Origin of the sequence: Vibrio sinaloensis, assembly GCF_023195835.1 — a bacterium.
Taxonomy (GTDB): Bacteria; Pseudomonadota; Gammaproteobacteria; order Enterobacterales; family Vibrionaceae; genus Vibrio; species Vibrio sinaloensis_C.
Window position 1 is genome coordinate 309,047 of sequence record NZ_CP096200.1, and the last position, 16,911, is coordinate 325,957.

The following is a 16,911-nucleotide window of genomic DNA, read 5'->3' on the forward strand; positions in this document are numbered from 1 at the left end:
AATGCTATAAAGGCTTAACCTTAAGGTTAGGCCTTTTTTGTATCTAGTGACTATGTCTGAGCCAATCGAACTCGCCGCCGACTACTATCTAAACAACTTTAAAAAGCTCACCAACCACGCCGAAGAATGGTACTCCGATCTGCTCTCTAGCGACGAGCAAGATTGGCTAGAGCGTTTTAATGGACTCAATCACGCCGCCCAATGCTTGTTGGTACGTTTGCTTTCGCGCAAAGGTCACTGGTTTCGCTCCGACAAACTTGAGTATAAAGAAATCCCTCAACTAGCAGCGGCGCTGGAACAGCTAGAGCAGGAGGGGATGGTCACCCTTAACCCGACGATCAGCACGCTCCTGCTGGCACAGCAGCTTTTGACCAAACCAGAGTTGCTGACACTGTTTGAACTTAGCCATAAGTCGTGGCGCAAAGATCAACTCATCGAACAGTTACCAGACACCGCTTTTGCTGACTTCGACCGACTGCCGTTTGATGTGATAGAGCTGCTCCACCCGCATGTCATCAAGCTGCTGCTGGCACTGTTTTTCGCCAATACTCATCAAGACCTCAGCCAGTTTGTGTTAGACGAACTTGGATTGCATCAATTTGAGCGATACCAACTCAGTCAGGCTCGGCGCTTCTTTGCTGATCGAGAGCAGGTCAATCAGCTGTTACAGCTGTCTGAACTGCAAAGCTTGTACCTAGAGAGTGACCGTAAAGATGCTCAGTCGCTCTATACTCTGCTCGCCCAAATGCCTGCTGCGGTTGAGCACCCGTATGTCGAGCGAAAGCGACAACACTTGATCAACGATATGGCCCGCGATCTCGAGCGATTGAAGTGCTATGAACAAAGTTTGCATTGGTTTAAACAGACAAGGCTTCCGCCTTCGCGTGAACGCCAGGCGCGCATTTACGATGCACTTGATCAGTTGGAGCTAATGAGTGACGTTGTCACCAACATGACAACTCAGCCACATGACCTCGCCGAGCAAGAAGTCGCTGCCAAGCTTGATCAGCGTCTGCGGCGTAAGCAAGGTATTCGCGTACCCAGAGTGCAGAAACCACAAGTTGTGACACAGCACCTGGAGCTGGATTTAACTCAACAGCGGGTTGAAATGGCGGTGAAAAGCCACTTTGAATCACTCGGTTATCAGGTCTACTATCTAGAAAATCTATTACTCAATGGGCTGTTTGGCCTTGCCTATTGGCAGGCAATTTTCGCCCCTGTCGAAGGCGCTTTCCTTAATCGATATCAATATCGCCCGCTCGACCTCTATCATGCGGACTTTTGCTCTAAGCGCCAACCACTGCTGGAGCAAATCGAAACCCACCTTGCTCGACATGGCTATGCACAACTCAAACAAACCTATAGCGAAAAGCAAGGCATCAACAATCCTTTCATCCATTGGGGATTGATTGAACTTGATCTACTCGAACAATGTGAGCAACACATACCGATAAGCGACCTCCTCGCCCTATTTAAAGTATTACTAAGCGACATCAAACTGTTTCGTAGCGGAATGCCAGACCTGATATTGTTCCAAGATGGCCACTATCGCTGGCTGGAAGTAAAAGGCCCTGGCGATAAGGTTCAGGATAACCAGTGGCGCTGGTTTGCGCAGTTCAAACAGCTCAACATCCCTTTTTCTGTCGCCTACGTCAATCATTAGCATCAGAGTAAACGACAGCCAATGGACAAGGCTTTCTTCTTTTTAACAAGGTTTTATTTGATCATCTTCGCACCTTCTGCTGCAATTAGCCCATTGTGTGCAGAATGAAACTAGGCGTATGAATTTTAGAACCTTTTTGATGTTGGCTTTAGTCACGACTTTCGCCGGTTGTGCGACTTATGCAGGATTGAACTACGACCAGTTGTTTGGCGTCGCTGCGGTCCAGCAGCGTGACAGTGAGCCTGCAAGCTATGACAGCGACTTTTTCCTCGACCAAGTAAAGCCGATTATTGATAACCGCTGTGTGGTTTGTCACGCCTGTTACGACGCGCCTTGTCAGCTTAAGCTTTCATCAACCCAAGGCATCGACCGAGGCGCCAGCAAAGAACTGGTTTACGAGGGAACACGCCTGATTGCTGCTACACCTCACCGTCTTTTCGAGGATGCGCAAACCACTCAGCAGTGGCGTGACTTTAACTTTCATCCCGTCCTCAATGAGCGTGCACAAAATCCAACCGCCAACCTAGAAGCTGGCTTAATCGCTCGTATGTTGCAGCAAAAAGAAGCACACCCGCTACCCGAGCAAACACAATTAGAGGGCTTCGACTTTGCCATCGACCGCAGCCAAGTGTGTCCAACAATTGAAGAGTACGATCAGTACCTAAAAGATTACCCCACCTGGGGCATGCCTTATGGTATGCCAAACCTCTCAAGCAACGAGTATTCAACGTTAATAACTTGGCTTAAAAACGGTGCTAAGATGAACCAGCCTATCGCGCTTACGGCTGAACAAGCAGAGCTGGTTTATCAATACGAAACCTTGCTCAATAAAAGCCCGCGCAAAGTGCAGTTAACCGCGCGCTATATCTATGAGCACCTATTTTTGTCCCATCTGTACTTTTCAGACCTCAACGAAGTCACACCGCGATTCTTCCGTTTGGTGCGCTCAGCCACCCCGCCAGGCCAACCTGTGCAACGTATTGCTACGCGTCGCCCCTATGATGACCCGGGTGTAGAGCGCGTCTACTATCGATTGATTCCAATCCAATCCACCATCGTGGATAAGACTCATATGCCGTTCGCCCTCAATCAAGAGCGAATCACTAACTGGAAAAACTGGTTTATCGACGCCGACTACACGGTCGAAACGCTACCGAGTTACCAGCCAGATATCGCCGCCAATCCGATGACCGCTTTCATCGATTTGCCGGTGAAAGCGCGTTTCAAATTTATGCTCGATAACGCTCAAAATACCATTAATGCCTATATCAAAGGTCCGGTCTGTCGCGGTCAACTGGCTCTTAATGTAATCAACGATAGATTCTGGGTATTCTTTCTCGATCCTGAAAAAGCCGACATCCCTGAAGTTAACGAGTTTTACCGCTCGCAAGCTGAAAACTTGAAACTCCCAGGTGAACTAGAGAGTAACACCTTACCGGTCACCAATTGGGTCTCCTACTCGCGTCAGCAAGCTCGTTATCTAGAGGCCAAATCTGAGTTTATTAATGGCTGGTTTGAAAACGGCAAGTACCTCACCACCGACATTATTTGGACCGGCGACGGTACTAACCCGAATGCCGCACTGACTGTGTTTAGGCATTTCGACAGTGCATCGGTGGTGCAAGGCCTTGTCGGTGATGCGCCAAAAACCGCTTGGATTCTTGATTATGCGCTGATTGAGCGAATTCATTACTTGTTGGTGGCAGGTTTTGATGTCTACGGCAACTTCGGCCACCAGCTAATGACTAGAATGTTTATGGATTTCTTGCGCTTAGAAGGAGAAAGTAACTTTATCGCGTTGCTGCCAAGAGAGATGCGCCATCAAGAACACTCTAGCTGGTATCAAGATCAGAGCCCTCAGTTGAGTGACTTCTTGCTGCGCAACGTTGAGCCTTTCGATCAACCGACACAAGTGCCTTATCAAACCGACGACCCCAAAGCAGAGCTGTATGACATTCTCAAAACCCAGCTTGCTCCAGTGTTGAACCAGCGCTACGCGATTGAACAAACAGGTTTTAGCCCAGAAAACGAGGCATTGCTGCGCTCCATCGATGACATTAAAGGACGAGGTCTTACACCTGTGCCACAGATCATGATGTTGATGATTGAATCGCAACGAGGTGACGAACAGTTGTTTACCCTACTGCACAATAATGCTCACACCAATATCTCGAGTCTGTTTGACGAAGAGAGCAACCGCGATCCTGATAGTGATGACTTAACCCTTGTTCGTGGAGTGATCGGTAGCTATCCCGCTGCGTATTTATCACTCAAAGAGCAACAGATTCCTCAACTGGTCAATATGTTGCGCACCATGGAAAGCGAAGACGATTACATTAAGTTACTGGATACGTTCGCGATTCGTCGAAGCTCAGACAAGTTCTGGCCGTTTAGCGACAAGGTGCATCAGTGGTACCAAGACAATCAACCTATCGAATTTGGTTTGCTTGACTACAATAGATTTGAGAATAGGTAAAACCGTTCAACTGCGCTAGCAACGCAAATGGAGGTCACTATGGGTATTAACGATAGCATTAGAGCACTGGAGCAACAGATTTATGTCGCCTGTTCCGAAGGTGATTACGACACCGTCACCATGCTAGAGCATCAACTGGAAAGCTTACGCAACAAATCTGAGCACCCTTTTGATGATGATCCATACGCACCTGAGGGTAAGCTCTTCCCGGAAGATGACTGGTATTAAATCATAGCCCCCCGTTAACATGGGGGGTTATGCTTTTCGTCAACCCAACTATCAATCCAATACACAATTGGGGCCAGAGATGCTTGCGCTTTTAGTGTGCTTCAGTCCCACGACCAATGACGGTGATCAATCCCCCTCTGTTAGACTTAGGTTAAAGTCATACCCATACTATAAATGTCGCTTTACAAAGCACGTTTAGGCGCTATTATTTACACGCAAACGATTGCCTCACTTTTTGTGTGTTTATTTTGAGGGTTTTATGCTGTCTGATATCCAAATTTGTCGTCACACCAATCTCCGTCCCATTGCTGATATCGCGGCACACGCCGGATTACTTGAAAGCGAATATCACAGCCAAGGAAAATACAAAGCAAAAGTCGCCCTTAACACGTTAAAGCGATTGCACGCTAAGCCCAGCGGTAAGTTAGTGCTGGTCACTGCCATTACCCCTACTCCGCTGGGTGAAGGAAAAACCGTCACCACCATTGGACTAGCGCAAGGGCTCGCCAAACAAGATTGTTCGGTTATGGCTTGTATTCGTCAGCCCTCTATGGGACCGATTTTCGGCGTCAAAGGTGGCGCAGCCGGTGGTGGTTACTCGCAAGTGGCGCCGATGGAGGAGCTTAACCTCCATCTCACTGGTGATATTCATGCGGTAACCGCCGCGCACAACCTTGCCGCAGCAGCGATTGATGCCCGTATATATCACGAACAGCGCTTGGGCTATCAAGATTTTGCGCAGCGCAGTGGCATGAAGGCGCTGCGCATCGACCCAAACCGCGTGGTATGGAAGCGGGTGATGGACCACAACGACCGTGCGCTACGTATGGTCACTGTCGGACAAAATGAACCGGGCAAAACCATAAATGGAATTGAGCGACAAGACGGCTTTGACATCTCCGCCGCATCTGAACTAATGGCAATTTTGGCTCTCGCCCATGATTTAAAAGATTTACGCGCCCGCATCGGGCAGATAGTTCTGGCCTATGATCTCGATGGACAACCCGTGACCACCGAGGATTTACAGGTCGCTGGAGCCATGACCGTCAGTATGAAAGAGGCGATTGAGCCGACGCTGATGCAAACATTAGAGGGCGTGCCTACGCTTATCCATGCTGGACCTTTTGCCAACATAGCCCACGGCAACTCTTCAATCATCGCCGACAACATCGCCACTAAGCTGTGCGAATACACCGTGACTGAAGGCGGCTTTGGCTCAGATATGGGGTTTGAAAAAGCGTGTAACATCAAAGCGCAAGTCTCGGGTAAAGCGCCAGACTGCGCAGTGATTGTGGCGACTTTACGTGGCCTCAAGGCCAACTCGGGCCGCTACGCTCTCGCTGCGGGGCAAGCCATACCTAATACTATCTATCAAAACGACTACGACGCACTGCTGGCAGGATTTGAAAACCTCAAATGGCATATCAACAATGTCAACAAATACGGGGTTCCTGCGGTAGTAGCGATTAATCGATTCCCTCAGGATAGTGCTCATGAGCTCAACTTGCTCAAGCAGTGGGTTGAACAGCTCGATGGCAACGTCGAGGTGGCCATTAGTGAAGGCTTCGCGCTTGGCGGGTCAGGAACGCTTGAGTTAGCCAACAAAGTACGTCAGCAGTGTGCTCAATCTGGTACTTTTACTCCGCTCTATCATTTTAACCAAACAACGGAAGAAAAACTGATGGCCGTTGCTGAGCATGGCTATGGCGCGGCGAGTCTTTCTCTGAGCGATAAGGCCAAGCAGCAGTTAGCTGAACTTAAACAGCACGGCTTTGATCATTTAGCGGTCTGTTTGGCTAAAACTCCAATGTCGATCTCCACCATGGGTGAGCTTAAAGGGGCGCCAAGCGGCTTTGATGTACCTGTACGTGAGCTTAGGCTCTGCGCAGGAGCAGGCTTTGTTTACGCTCTGTGTGGCAATGTGATGACCATGCCTGGCTTACCTGAAAAGCCCGCCTTTATGCATTTGGATATCGATGATAACGGTGACATCATCGGTCTGAGCTAAACTAACGTCTTGAAAACTGGCGATCTAATTGATCGCCAGTCCTGCTACAAATACTCCAGCAAACATGCAGTGAGTAGTTAGATGTTGTACCATTAGTCCATAGTCTCCCCAAAATATATCGGACGTTCTATGGAAGCAGAGCTGCTGGAAATCAAAAACTTCCTCTCGCAACACCCCCCTTTTGATGAGCTTGAAGATGATGTACTCAATTACATTACTCAAAATGTCGAGATCTCTTATTATCGCGAAGACACGCCCATCATTCACTTTGGTGACGAGATTCATGACCTCTATGTTGTGCGAAGTGGCGTTATCGAAATTTATCGCCGCAAAGGTGAGCTGTACAACCGTTTAGACGAAGGTTCCCTGTTTGGCCAAATGGGGCTGTTAACCCACAACAAAGTGCGTTTTCCCGCCAAAGCCATCAAAGACAGCTTGCTGTACTGTATTCCTGAGAGTGTGTTCCAAGAACTGTATGAGAACCACGAGGCATTCGCTGACTTCGTCGAAGTTGAAGACACCACGCGTTTACGCAACACCGTTTCCAACACCAGCGAACAAAACGATTTAACCACGTCCAAACTGCGTACATTGTTGAGCGGTGAAGCGCCATTTGTGCACAAAACTGAGTCGATTCAGAACGCAGCGATCAAGATGGCGGATGAAAATGTCTCCTCTTTGTTGATCATCGACCCAGATATCGCTCAGGACAACGAAGAGGACATCAACCCGCTTGTCGGCATCATCACCGACCGAGATCTCTGCACGCGAGTGCTGGCTCAAGGGCTTGATCCGCACGACGAGGTTGCCAGTGTCATGACAACAGAAGTGATCTCGCTCGATCATAACGCCTATGTCTACGAGGCGATGTTGACTATGCTGCGCTACAACGTCCATCACCTCCCCGTGCTTAAAGACAAAAAGCCAATTGGTATCATTGAAGCGACAGACATCGTCCGTTACGAGTCGCAGAACTCGCTACTCTTGGTTAGCAGTATCTTCCAGCAGCAGTCGGTTGATGAACTCGCCGCGCTATCCGAGCAAGTGAAAGACAGCTTCGTTCGCTTGGTCAACGAAGATGCAAATTCACACATGGTAGGCAGCGCGATGTCGGTCATCGGCCGCAGTTTCAAACAGCGAATCATTGAACTGGCGGAAGAAGAACTCGGAGAACCTCCCATCCCCTATTGTTTTGTTGCCCTCGGTTCAATGGGGCGTGATGAACAGCTGTTGGTGACGGATCAAGATAATGCCATTATCTTGGACAACACTTTTGTCAAAGAGCAGCACGACCACTATTTTGCTGAACTCGCCAAACGGGTTTGTGATGGTTTAGATAAGTGCGGCTATAGCTACTGCACCGGTGATATCATGGCGACCAACCCCGATTGGCGTATGACACGCACCGAATGGGAAGAGTGCTTCGCCGATTGGATTGACGACCCAAATCCTAAAGCCTTATTAAATGCATCGATTTTCTTTGATCTTGATGGTGTCTACGGACGTTTGAAATGGGCAGAGCAACTTAATGGTTTCATTGTGCGCCGCGCTCGCAAGAACAACCGTTTCTTAGCCTGCTTGGCGCGAAACGCGATGAATCGCACCCCACCGCTGGGCTTTTTTAAAGACTTTGTGATGGAAAAAGATGGTCAGCACAAAAATTCGATTAACCTCAAGCGTCGTGGTACTGCGCCACTGGCAGACCTGATCCGCGTTCATGCGTTGGCGGTGGGTTCGCGCTCCAAGAACTCGTTCGAACGTCTTGATGATATTCATGAAGCGGGTATTTTGCCCAAAGGTAAAGCGCGCGATCTCAGTGATGCCCTTGAGTTTATTTCAATGGTGCGAATCCGTCACCAAGCCTACGACGTGCAAAATCAAATAGAACCAGATAACAATATCGAGCCAGAACACTTATCGGATTTCGAGCGACGTAATCTCAAAGATGCATTTCAAATCCTCAGTAACGCGCAGAACTTCCTTAAGTTTCGCTACTCCGCCAGTAACAAGATGAAGTGAGGCAATGATGATTAGTAAACTCATGTCTCCTCCCTCGATAGACTGGCCCAGTAAATTTGCTCGCAAGCTTGAAGTCGTCATCGATCCATCACTGCGCAACTATTACGCGGCAGGCATGCCAGAGCCCAATACACCGCTGGATGAAGTGACCTTCCTCGCCATGGATTTTGAAACCACGGGTCTTGACTCTATGCAGGACGATATCATCACCATTGGCACTGTCCCTTTTACTCTTAATCGTATTTTGGTTAATCAAGCAAAGCACTGGACGGTAAAACCGCGCAAACAACTGGCAGAAGAGTCGGTGATTATACATGGTATTACACATACCGATGTTCTGGATGCGCCAGACTTAGCGGGGGTTTATCAAGATGTTCTATCGCAAATGGCAGGGCGTATTATTGTGGTGCATTATCAACGCATTGAGCGCGAGTTTTTTGCCAATGCCCTGCTGGCACGAATCAATGAGGGGATTGAATTTCCCGTCGTCGATACAATGCAAATCGAAACCCAGGTTCAGCAAAAACGCAATGGTGGGATTCTAAGCAAAATACGTGGACGTAAACCCGAGTCGGTTCGACTTGGAGCAAGCCGAACTCGCTATGGGTTACCTCAATACACGCCTCACCACGCGCTCACCGATGCAGTAGCTACAGCGGAGCTTTTGCAGGCGCAAATCGCCTATCACTATGACCGTAAAACCCCAATTAATAAGCTTTGGGTGTAACTTTGGATAAAAGAAAGGGGCGCTCAGCGCCCCTTTTCAATACCTAAACGTTTATTGGCGTTCAGTTCTCATACCCATGATGAGACTGACACACATCAGCAGTAGCACAAAGGTAAATGGTAGCGCTGTTGAGATAGCCCCCGCTTGCAGCGCTTGCACCGCTTGAGAGCCACCAATCCAAAGTAGCGCAACCGCAATCGCACCTTCCATAAATGCCCAGAACACACGCTGAACAACTGGCGCGTCGACTTTACCACCCGCAGTGATGCTGTCGATAACCAGTGAGCCTGAGTCCGATGAGGTGATAAAGAACACCAGCACAAGGACTACCGCGATCACAGACAGAACAGACCCATAAGGCAACACGTCAAACATCTGGAACATCGCCAGTGACACGTCCGTGAGGCCCTGACCACCTAGCTCACCGATGTTGTTGACCACTTGGTCAATCGCCAGACCACCAAACGTAGACATCCAGATCACAGTTACCGCAGTTGGGACCAAAAGAACCGCTGTGATAAATTCACGTACGGTACGACCTTTCGATACTCGTGCGATAAACATACCCACAAATGGTGACCATGAAATCCACCAAGCCCAGTAGAATACTGTCCAGCCTTGGAACCAAGCTTCGTCTTCACGACCATGCGGATTACTTAGTGGAATCAAGTTTTCCACATACGCCATAACGGTGGTGCCTATGTTACCTAGCACAATTGCGTAGCCGATCAGAGCAACCAGAATCAACAGTAGGAAAGCAATAACCATGTTGATGTTACTGATCACTTTCACGCCACCATCGATACCACGCACAACCGACACTACCGCCAATAAAGTGACCACAGTAATCACAATAACTTGCAGTGTCAGGCCAGATTCGATGCCAAATACATGGTGGATACCACTGGCCGCTTGCTGAGCCCCAAGACCCAGTGAAGTAGCCAAACCGAACAACGTAGCGAGTACAGCTAAGATATCAACGATATGACCTGCCCAGCCCCAAGCTCGGTCGCCTAGAATTGGGTAGAAGATAGAACGGATCGAAAGCGGTAAGCCTTTGTTGTAGGCAAAAAACGCCAATGATAAAGCGACCACACCGTAAATTGCCCACGGGTGCAAACCCCAGTGGAACATAGTCGCACCGAGCGCCAATCGAGCAGCTTCTGGCGTATTCGCCTCGACACCGAGCGGTGTTTCATACCAGCCAGTAAAATAAGCCACTGGCTCTGCGACACTCCAGAACATCAGACCGATACCCATACCCGCAGCAAACAGCATTGAAAGCCAAGAGAGGTATGAAAAGTCAGCGGTCGCATCAGAGCCGCCTAAACGAATTTTACCAAACGGTGAGACGACAAGTGCCAAGCAGAAAATCACAAAGATGTTGCCAGACCAGATGAACAGCCAATCAAAACTGCCGATGATTTGCCACTTGATGCCATCCAACGTTGCTTTCGCAGACTCGGCATCCATTACTAATACAGCGATTAAAAACGCTGCGATAAGACCTGCACTCCAGCCGAAGACTGGATTGTGCACATCGAAACCCCATTTCTGTACATTATCTTGGCCAACTGTATAGTCGGTGCTGTCGATACTGTACTTATCTATGCCTTTAGTCATTATTCCTCACTACTTCTCGTTTCAAATGCACAACAGATTGCCAATGAAGAAATCATTAGAGTTAAAATGATGATTTTGAAACTACAATCTGACACACCTCTCATTATTTTACTCAACTGACTACAAAATTCCAGTAATGCCCTATTTTTTAACCAGTATTGCACTAAAAAGGGTACCGCACGTACAATATTCAACCATAATAGTAGTATTTAATGAGTTAGAAATTTTAGTACACTAAACATGAACAACAAAATATGAATGGCGCTTGAATCAACAAAGGCTATTTGTGATAAATGAGACTTTTTTTCAGCGTCCGATTCCTGTATTTTGCGTGGTTATTAGCACTACAAATAAGATAGTAATTAAGGTCTTGCATTGGAAAAACACGAAGAAGTCCTGATATCGATTCGCCAAATCATTCGAGCGATCGATTTGCACTCAAAAAAACTGAGTAAAGAGTCTGGCCTAACCGGACCACAGTTGATATTAATGCGCTCAATTCGCGAGTTGGGTGAAGTGACCATTCGTCAGCTATCTGACCATACCAATATGAGTCAGGCCACTGCGACGACCATTCTCGACCGCTTGGAGCGCAACGGTTTAGTTCAGCGGGTTCGGAGCAGCAAAGACAAGCGAAAAGTCCACGCCCACCTAACGGAGAAAGGGGACGATTTGCTCAATCAAGCCCCAACCCCTCTTCAGCAAAGCTTTATTACCAAGTTTCAGCGCTTGGAGGAATGGGAGCAATCGCTGCTGCTCTCGTCAGTGCAACGTCTTTCATCAATGATGAATGCCGAAGATTATGACGTCGCCCCCGTTCTGGAAATAGGCAGTATCACTAAAACCGAATAACCCAATCTTAGCTATATCACTGGCTGAAGTTTTGAGCGCCATTGTTCGATGGTGCTCACTAACATCGAGTAAGTTAAGGCCGATTAAATATCGGCAGTTCACTTCCCCCTTTGACTTGGCGAATGGCCAAATGGGTGTGAATGTCTTTAACGTTATCTAAGCGCTGCAATTTGCGAGTAAAGGCTTCATACCCAGCCAAGTCGTGGCTCACGACCTCTAGTAAATAATCGTATGCACCCGACACCACGTGGCAGCTGATAACTTCGTCCATATCCTGAATAGCCTGTTCGAACTCATCAATACTCGACGCCTGGTGGTTACTTAAACTCACTTCAACAAAGACCGTCATCCCAATCCCCACCTTGTCCTTGCTTAAAAATGCTCGGTAGCTAGCAATAATGCCCGTCTCCTCAAGACGCTTTATCCGCCTTGCACATGGCGAGGGAGAAAGTCCGACTTTATCCGCTATATCAGCGGTTGCCTGACGAGCATCTTGCTGCAGCAACCTTAAGATATGTTTATCAATCCTATCCATCGTCACGCTCTTTTCCATCAACAATTAACAATAATACGCGATATACCAGCAATCTATTTATCATTCTTGCCCAATATTGCCAGATACGCGCATTGATTTCGCCGCATAATGTTAACAACTTAATTGCGATCACGGATGAATATTATGGCTTCAGGTTATTTAGCAATGGTGGCAACACTTTTGCTCTGGTCAGGCTTTTTTCTCTCATTGCGCAGCGGCGCACACTCCGAGCTATTAACCGGAGACATTGCATTGGCGAGATTTATTGTGCCTTGTCTGGTGTTACTGCCCATCGTCTATAAAGCGCGCCAGCAAATTTGGTCCGTGCCAAAGCGCTATCTTTTGGGAATGTTTATCGGTAGTGGCCTGCCTTACCTGCTTATCGCCGGTACAGGCATGCAGAGCGCCCCAGTCTCTGACGGCAGTGCCTTGATACCTGGTACGCTTCCTCTGTTTGTGTCAGCCATTGCGGTCTTGCTCTTTAAACAGCCGCTAAGTGCTCATCGGGTCTTTGGACTGGGACTTGTGGTACTGGGGATCACCACCTTTCTCTCCCAAAGCTTGGTCAGTGTGCAAAATGAGTTGCTGCAAGGCCATGTGTTGTTTCTGCTCGGCAGCGCAATGTGGGCCATGTTCACTATATGTGCACGTGTCTCCAATCTAAACCCTTTGGTCGCATCGGGATTGGTTTCTCTGCTATCTGCGCTCTGTTTGGCGGTGTTCATTGCGACAGGGCACATTGACAGCTTTCTCGTTCAGCACCCTATTGCGCAGTGGCCGTGGCAAGAGCTATTTGGGCATGTCATGTTGCAAGGGGTGGGCGCTGGCCTAATTGCGGCATTTACCTACCTGCATGCCATTTCAATACTGGGCGCAGAGCGCACTGCTGCTTTTGGCGCTGCGACCCCTGCCATTGCGACACTACTAGCAATCGCTGTCTTCTCTGAATACCCTTCAAGCACAGGTTGGGTTGCGCTTGGTTTAGTCTGCTGTGGCAGTTTGATTGCCAGCAACATTTTTCTTAAACGTGACCGCTCGCTGCAATATCAACCGCCATCATTCAAACGTTAATCGTTTTGATGTTGCTGGCTAATATGGGTATAGTTCTGGGCAATCTTTCTTGGTTGGGCACTCACATTGAATACTCCCTGCATAGCGGCATGTAAAAATAACGATGGGATCTGTAGCGGATGCCATCGTACGATGGATGAAATCATCCAATGGCGTCATTTTAGCGACCAGCAGCGCGATACCATCATCGCGAACATACAGGGAATGCAAACCACTCATCAGTGCCCATCATGCAATGCGCCTGCGCAATGCGATCTTAGCCAAGGCAAACAGACGTGTTGGTGCTTCGACTTAGAAAAAAGAGACATTAGCCACCTCAAGCAAGGACAAGCCTGTCTCTGCCGTCAGTGCTTATCTGAAACGCCTTTGGCCTAAATATGGCTTAATAACCTTTTACAGAATTAACTTGACCGGATAAGTATGAAAAAGGAGCTCACTGAGCTCCTTTTTGCATTACCATTTCTTCATCAATCGTCCGACCAAGTTAGGATGGTAGGCCCAATTGTGGTCAAACATAGTCATTAACTCTGGATTACCAAATCTAGATAGGCTAATGGCATGGAAACGGTTTTTCGCTTTCTTAAGTTCCACCACTTTCTCAGCGAGTTCAGGCGACTGCTTTGGCGCGATGAAATCTGAAATCACCACCATGTCCGCGTTTTTGTACTTCCCGCTACTCATGAGGTCGATAGATTTTAATAATACAGGCTCCAAATCCGTGCCACCGTGGAAGCTGTAACTCAAAAAATCACTGGCTTCACGCAGGCCATCTTGCTTGGTCAGCTCATAAGTGATTTGCTCGGTAGAGAACAGAATCACGTAGCAATCCCTATCTTCTGCCAGTGCGACCTGCATTAAGGCGAACGCCATCGCCTTAGCACTCTGTTCAGGGAAGCCGCTCATAGAGCCCGAGGCGTCGACACAGACGATAAACGGCCCCTTCTCCACATCGACCTGCTGATTTTCTGGTTGCTGAGCGCGGATTTTACGTAAGGTTCGAGACTTACCTTGCACGCGATAGTTCATCAAACGTTTGTCGACAAGGTGTTTGTAAAACAGCACCTCGAGCTCAGGATAAGCGAGAAACATAGTTTCGTTAGGGAGCAGTTTGTTAAGATCGTCGCTCTCATGAACACCGACAATATCGTCTGTCGCTTCATCCGACTTCTCTTCTACCATCTGCAGTTCTTCAGTTGGAGCTCGATTCAGATCTGGGTCGTCGACTTGCCCAGCCATTCGACCCAATTGTTCAGCGATCTCTTGCAGCCCTTTGTTCTTTTTCAAAAACTCAGCGTGGCGTTTCATCACAGTAAGATCATTTTTGCTCAGCTTGGCTGAAGCCATATCCCACAGTTTACCGACGCTATGCTCATCGCCCTCTTCCGCGACTTTATCCATATTTTTCATGGTTTCCATGCGCTGATACAGATCTTTGAGCACTTTCTCTTTGTTTGCTTCAAGCTCTGTCAACTGGGCCTGGCGAAGGGCATCAGATAGGCTTTGATACCACTGATCGCAGAAGTAATGCGGGAACATAGGGTTGTTCACCCCTTTGTTCTTCTCGAGCATTTTTCTCGCTTTAAGATAAAAGGCAGAATGCCACTCAAGCTTCTTAAGCACTTCAGGGATGCGCTCAAAGAACTGAGCCTCATTCCAGTAAATCACCTCTTGATACAGCGCCAACTCCTGCTGGAAACGGTCAGTCTCACACACCTTGGTGATGCGCTTCTTCACGTTGCCTCGCCACTTCAATAGGTGGTTTTTAACCGATGACTTCACGCCACGGTTTTCGGCCACCACCATCACCTGAGAGCGGGCCATTAACTCATTGACAGCACTATCGATCATTCCTGAATCGGCTATCGCAAGGGCAAGGTTGAGTGCATCGGCTCCTAACATGGTGCGATCCTTATGAGAAGAACTCGTTTAAGTTCTTGAAGCGGAAGACTGTGCGTTCACACTCGACCTTGGTGGCTTCAAGCACTTGTTGTAGTTGTTGCAAGCTCGCTTCCATCATTCGTGGTAGCTCTTGGTCAACGAAGTTATGTGGCAAAGCACCATGGAACTGAGAACGGACTTTACGCAGATGATGCTCTGCATGTTCAAGTTGTGCGAGCGCCTGTTCGCTCTTGGTCAGCCATTGCTGGTAAAGCGATTCGTCCAACCCACTATTGGTCACTAGAGCGACCAATACCGCGCGATTGGCAATGTCCTTAATCACTAGGTTACTGGCGCCATCGAGTTCAAAGCGTAAGCGGCAAAGGTTGGTGTTTTGGTTAACGTAGCCATACACGTCACCTTGGCCTTCCTTAATCACTCGTTCCAGATCCGTCTTGGGGATGTAAACCCAGCGGCTATCACCCTTTTCAGACTCAGAAACAGACATATTACTCTGGAGCAAAACCAGCTTAACTAAATCGAAGGTGCTACCGACCTGACAACGTTTTGCGTCCGAGATGTCATAGCTGTGTACCTGTTTTTTAAGCAGACCGGTGGTTGACTCCATCGACACCATAATGCCAAATTCTGACTCAAGTTCTTCTTGAACATCGGCCAACTCTTCACGGCATAAAGAGATTTGTTGCTCTACTTCTTGTTGGTCGAAGGCGTGGTGCAACGCAAATTCACGAATCACACTGCGCACGACATCGCGCGATTCTGGGCTGTTCCACAAGCAATCTTGAAGTAGCAATAAATCGAGCGGATTGATCGCATCACGCCCGTTAAAATAGGCGCTGGCTTTCAGCAGTTTGACGGCTTTTTTCCAGCGGCGATCCGACACATACATGTCGGTTTCTGCGATGTCGACGCCTGTCGCTTTGCTTGCTGCGCTCTCTAACAGACTCTTAAGCTCAAACAGCTTTTCAAACACGTCGTCAGTAAGCGCAAGTTGCTCAAGTTCAGACTGCCACTGATGATATTCTTGGTCGGTGATGGCTAAGCCCTGAGGAATCTCCGCTTCTTGCGGAGTACCGACGGTCAGCATTGATTTAAAGTTTTGTTTATTTTGAATGCGGTTGACAAACACACGCACTAGCATTCGGTCATATAGTGCTTCAAGGCCACTGTCTTCATCTGGTAGCTCATTCGAGGCCGAAACCAACAAACGCATTGGTACGCGTTGAATTTCGCTGCCGTTTTTAAATGTCTTTTCGTTGACCACAGTCAATAGCGTATTAAGAATCGCAGGACCGGCCTTCCAGATTTCGTCAAGGAAAACAACTTGCGCATTAGGAAGATAGCCGTCAGTCAAACGCACATAGCGCCCGTTGTCTTTTAGCTCTTGAATACTCAACGGACCAAACACTTCCTCTGGGGTAGAGAAACGCGTCATTAAATATTCAAAGTAGGAAGAGTTATCAAATGCTTGAATCAATCGTTTCGCGATTAAGCTTTTGGCGATACCAGGAGGACCGAGTAGAAATACACTTTCGCCTGCAAGCGCAGCCAGCAGACAAAGCTTGATTGTCTCTTCGCGCTCATAAACCCCATCTGACAAGGCTTTTGCAAGCTTATTAATACGTTCAGAGAGCAAGGCTTTTTGCGAGTGGGAGACTCGACTAGTGCTCATCATAACTGTGCTCTCCTAACATCATAAAACTGGGTTGAACTTATGATTTTATACATTTGTTATCACTTTGTTACAAGTGCAATTTTAGCAGACTGGTCAGTCTTTATAGCAGAAGCGGTTTTTCGATAACTTATTGAA

Annotated in this window: 13 protein-coding genes; 9 read left to right on the forward strand and 4 right to left on the reverse strand. The window is 48.0% G+C overall.

Going from position 1 to position 16,911, the window contains the following annotated elements; genetic code table 11:
• Nucleotides 1-52: 52 nt before the first annotated feature.
• From MTO69_RS14960 to MTO69_RS14985, 6 genes are all read left to right on the forward strand, one after another.
• Nucleotides 53-1,663 (forward strand): VRR-NUC domain-containing protein, encoded by a 1,611-nt coding sequence (locus tag MTO69_RS14960; protein ID WP_248335198.1) that lies wholly within the window; start codon nt 53-55, stop codon nt 1,661-1,663.
• A gap of 118 nt (nt 1,664-1,781) precedes the next feature.
• Nucleotides 1,782-4,139, forward strand: a complete 2,358-nt coding sequence (locus tag MTO69_RS14965) for a fatty acid cis/trans isomerase (RefSeq protein WP_248335199.1) — start codon at nt 1,782-1,784, stop codon at nt 4,137-4,139.
• A gap of 39 nt (nt 4,140-4,178) precedes the next feature.
• Complete coding sequence (locus MTO69_RS14970; protein WP_248335200.1) at nt 4,179-4,367, forward strand: hypothetical protein; 189 nt, start codon at nt 4,179-4,181, stop codon at nt 4,365-4,367.
• 259 nt (nt 4,368-4,626) lie between these two features.
• Complete coding sequence (locus MTO69_RS14975) at nt 4,627-6,375, forward strand: formate--tetrahydrofolate ligase (protein ID WP_248335201.1); 1,749 nt, start codon at nt 4,627-4,629, stop codon at nt 6,373-6,375.
• Nucleotides 6,376-6,504: 129 nt separating this feature from the next.
• The gene (locus MTO69_RS14980; protein ID WP_248335202.1) at nt 6,505-8,394 is read left to right on the forward strand and encodes a putative nucleotidyltransferase substrate binding domain-containing protein; all 1,890 of its coding nucleotides are present in this window, start codon (nt 6,505-6,507) and stop codon (nt 8,392-8,394) included.
• 7 nt (nt 8,395-8,401) lie between these two features.
• Nucleotides 8,402-9,121 (forward strand): 3'-5' exonuclease, encoded by a 720-nt coding sequence (locus MTO69_RS14985; protein WP_248335640.1) that lies wholly within the window; start codon nt 8,402-8,404, stop codon nt 9,119-9,121.
• Between the two features lie 51 nt (nt 9,122-9,172).
• On the opposite strand, the gene MTO69_RS14990 is transcribed toward MTO69_RS14985, so the two are convergent.
• Nucleotides 9,173-10,744 (reverse strand): BCCT family transporter, encoded by a 1,572-nt coding sequence (locus MTO69_RS14990; protein WP_248335203.1) that lies wholly within the window; start codon nt 10,742-10,744, stop codon nt 9,173-9,175.
• A 375-nt stretch (nt 10,745-11,119) separates the two neighbouring features.
• Between MTO69_RS14990 and MTO69_RS14995 the strand changes: the two genes are divergently transcribed.
• A complete protein-coding gene (locus tag MTO69_RS14995) occupies nt 11,120-11,596 on the forward strand; it encodes a MarR family winged helix-turn-helix transcriptional regulator (protein WP_248335204.1) in 477 nt (158 codons plus the stop codon).
• A 73-nt stretch (nt 11,597-11,669) separates the two neighbouring features.
• Here MTO69_RS14995 and MTO69_RS15000 read toward each other — a convergent pair whose 3' ends face one another.
• Nucleotides 11,670-12,131: an Lrp/AsnC family transcriptional regulator gene (locus tag MTO69_RS15000; protein WP_248335205.1), complete on the reverse strand. Its 462-nt coding sequence runs from the start codon at nt 12,129-12,131 to the stop codon at nt 11,670-11,672.
• A gap of 144 nt (nt 12,132-12,275) precedes the next feature.
• Here MTO69_RS15000 and MTO69_RS15005 point away from each other — a divergent pair, with 144 nt between their 5' ends.
• Together MTO69_RS15005 and MTO69_RS15010 are read left to right on the forward strand one after the other, a co-directional pair.
• Nucleotides 12,276-13,202, forward strand: coding sequence for a DMT family transporter (locus MTO69_RS15005; RefSeq protein WP_248335206.1), 927 nt, complete (start codon nt 12,276-12,278; stop codon nt 13,200-13,202).
• A 66-nt stretch (nt 13,203-13,268) separates the two neighbouring features.
• On the forward strand, nt 13,269-13,577 hold the full coding sequence (locus MTO69_RS15010) for a cysteine-rich CWC family protein (RefSeq protein WP_248335207.1): 309 nt from the start codon (nt 13,269-13,271) through the stop codon (nt 13,575-13,577).
• Nucleotides 13,578-13,655: 78 nt separating this feature from the next.
• Here the strand turns inward: MTO69_RS15010 and viaA are convergent, their stop codons facing one another.
• Both viaA and MTO69_RS15020 read right to left on the reverse strand, forming a co-directional pair.
• Nucleotides 13,656-15,101, reverse strand: coding sequence for an ATPase RavA stimulator ViaA (viaA, locus tag MTO69_RS15015; protein WP_248335208.1), 1,446 nt, complete (start codon nt 15,099-15,101; stop codon nt 13,656-13,658).
• Nucleotides 15,102-15,111: 10 nt separating this feature from the next.
• Nucleotides 15,112-16,776, reverse strand: a complete 1,665-nt coding sequence (locus MTO69_RS15020) for an ATPase RavA domain-containing protein (protein WP_248335209.1) — start codon at nt 16,774-16,776, stop codon at nt 15,112-15,114.
• Nucleotides 16,777-16,911: the final 135 nt, after the last annotated feature.

Coding starts and splice junctions, on each gene's coding strand:
- MTO69_RS14960 (WP_248335198.1), top strand. CDS start 53: ATGTCTGAGCCAATCGAACTCGCCGCCGACTACTATCTAAACAACTTT.
- MTO69_RS14965 (WP_248335199.1), top strand. CDS start 1,782: ATGAATTTTAGAACCTTTTTGATGTTGGCTTTAGTCACGACTTTCGCC.
- MTO69_RS14970 (WP_248335200.1), top strand. CDS start 4,179: ATGGGTATTAACGATAGCATTAGAGCACTGGAGCAACAGATTTATGTC.
- MTO69_RS14975 (WP_248335201.1), top strand. CDS start 4,627: ATGCTGTCTGATATCCAAATTTGTCGTCACACCAATCTCCGTCCCATT.
- MTO69_RS14980 (WP_248335202.1), top strand. CDS start 6,505: ATGGAAGCAGAGCTGCTGGAAATCAAAAACTTCCTCTCGCAACACCCC.
- MTO69_RS14985 (WP_248335640.1), top strand. CDS start 8,402: ATGATTAGTAAACTCATGTCTCCTCCCTCGATAGACTGGCCCAGTAAA.
- MTO69_RS14990 (WP_248335203.1), bottom strand. CDS start 10,744: ATGACTAAAGGCATAGATAAGTACAGTATCGACAGCACCGACTATACA.
- MTO69_RS15000 (WP_248335205.1), bottom strand. CDS start 12,131: ATGGATAGGATTGATAAACATATCTTAAGGTTGCTGCAGCAAGATGCT.
- MTO69_RS15005 (WP_248335206.1), top strand. CDS start 12,276: ATGGCTTCAGGTTATTTAGCAATGGTGGCAACACTTTTGCTCTGGTCA.
- viaA (WP_248335208.1), bottom strand. CDS start 15,101: ATGTTAGGAGCCGATGCACTCAACCTTGCCCTTGCGATAGCCGATTCA.
- MTO69_RS15020 (WP_248335209.1), bottom strand. CDS start 16,776: ATGATGAGCACTAGTCGAGTCTCCCACTCGCAAAAAGCCTTGCTCTCT.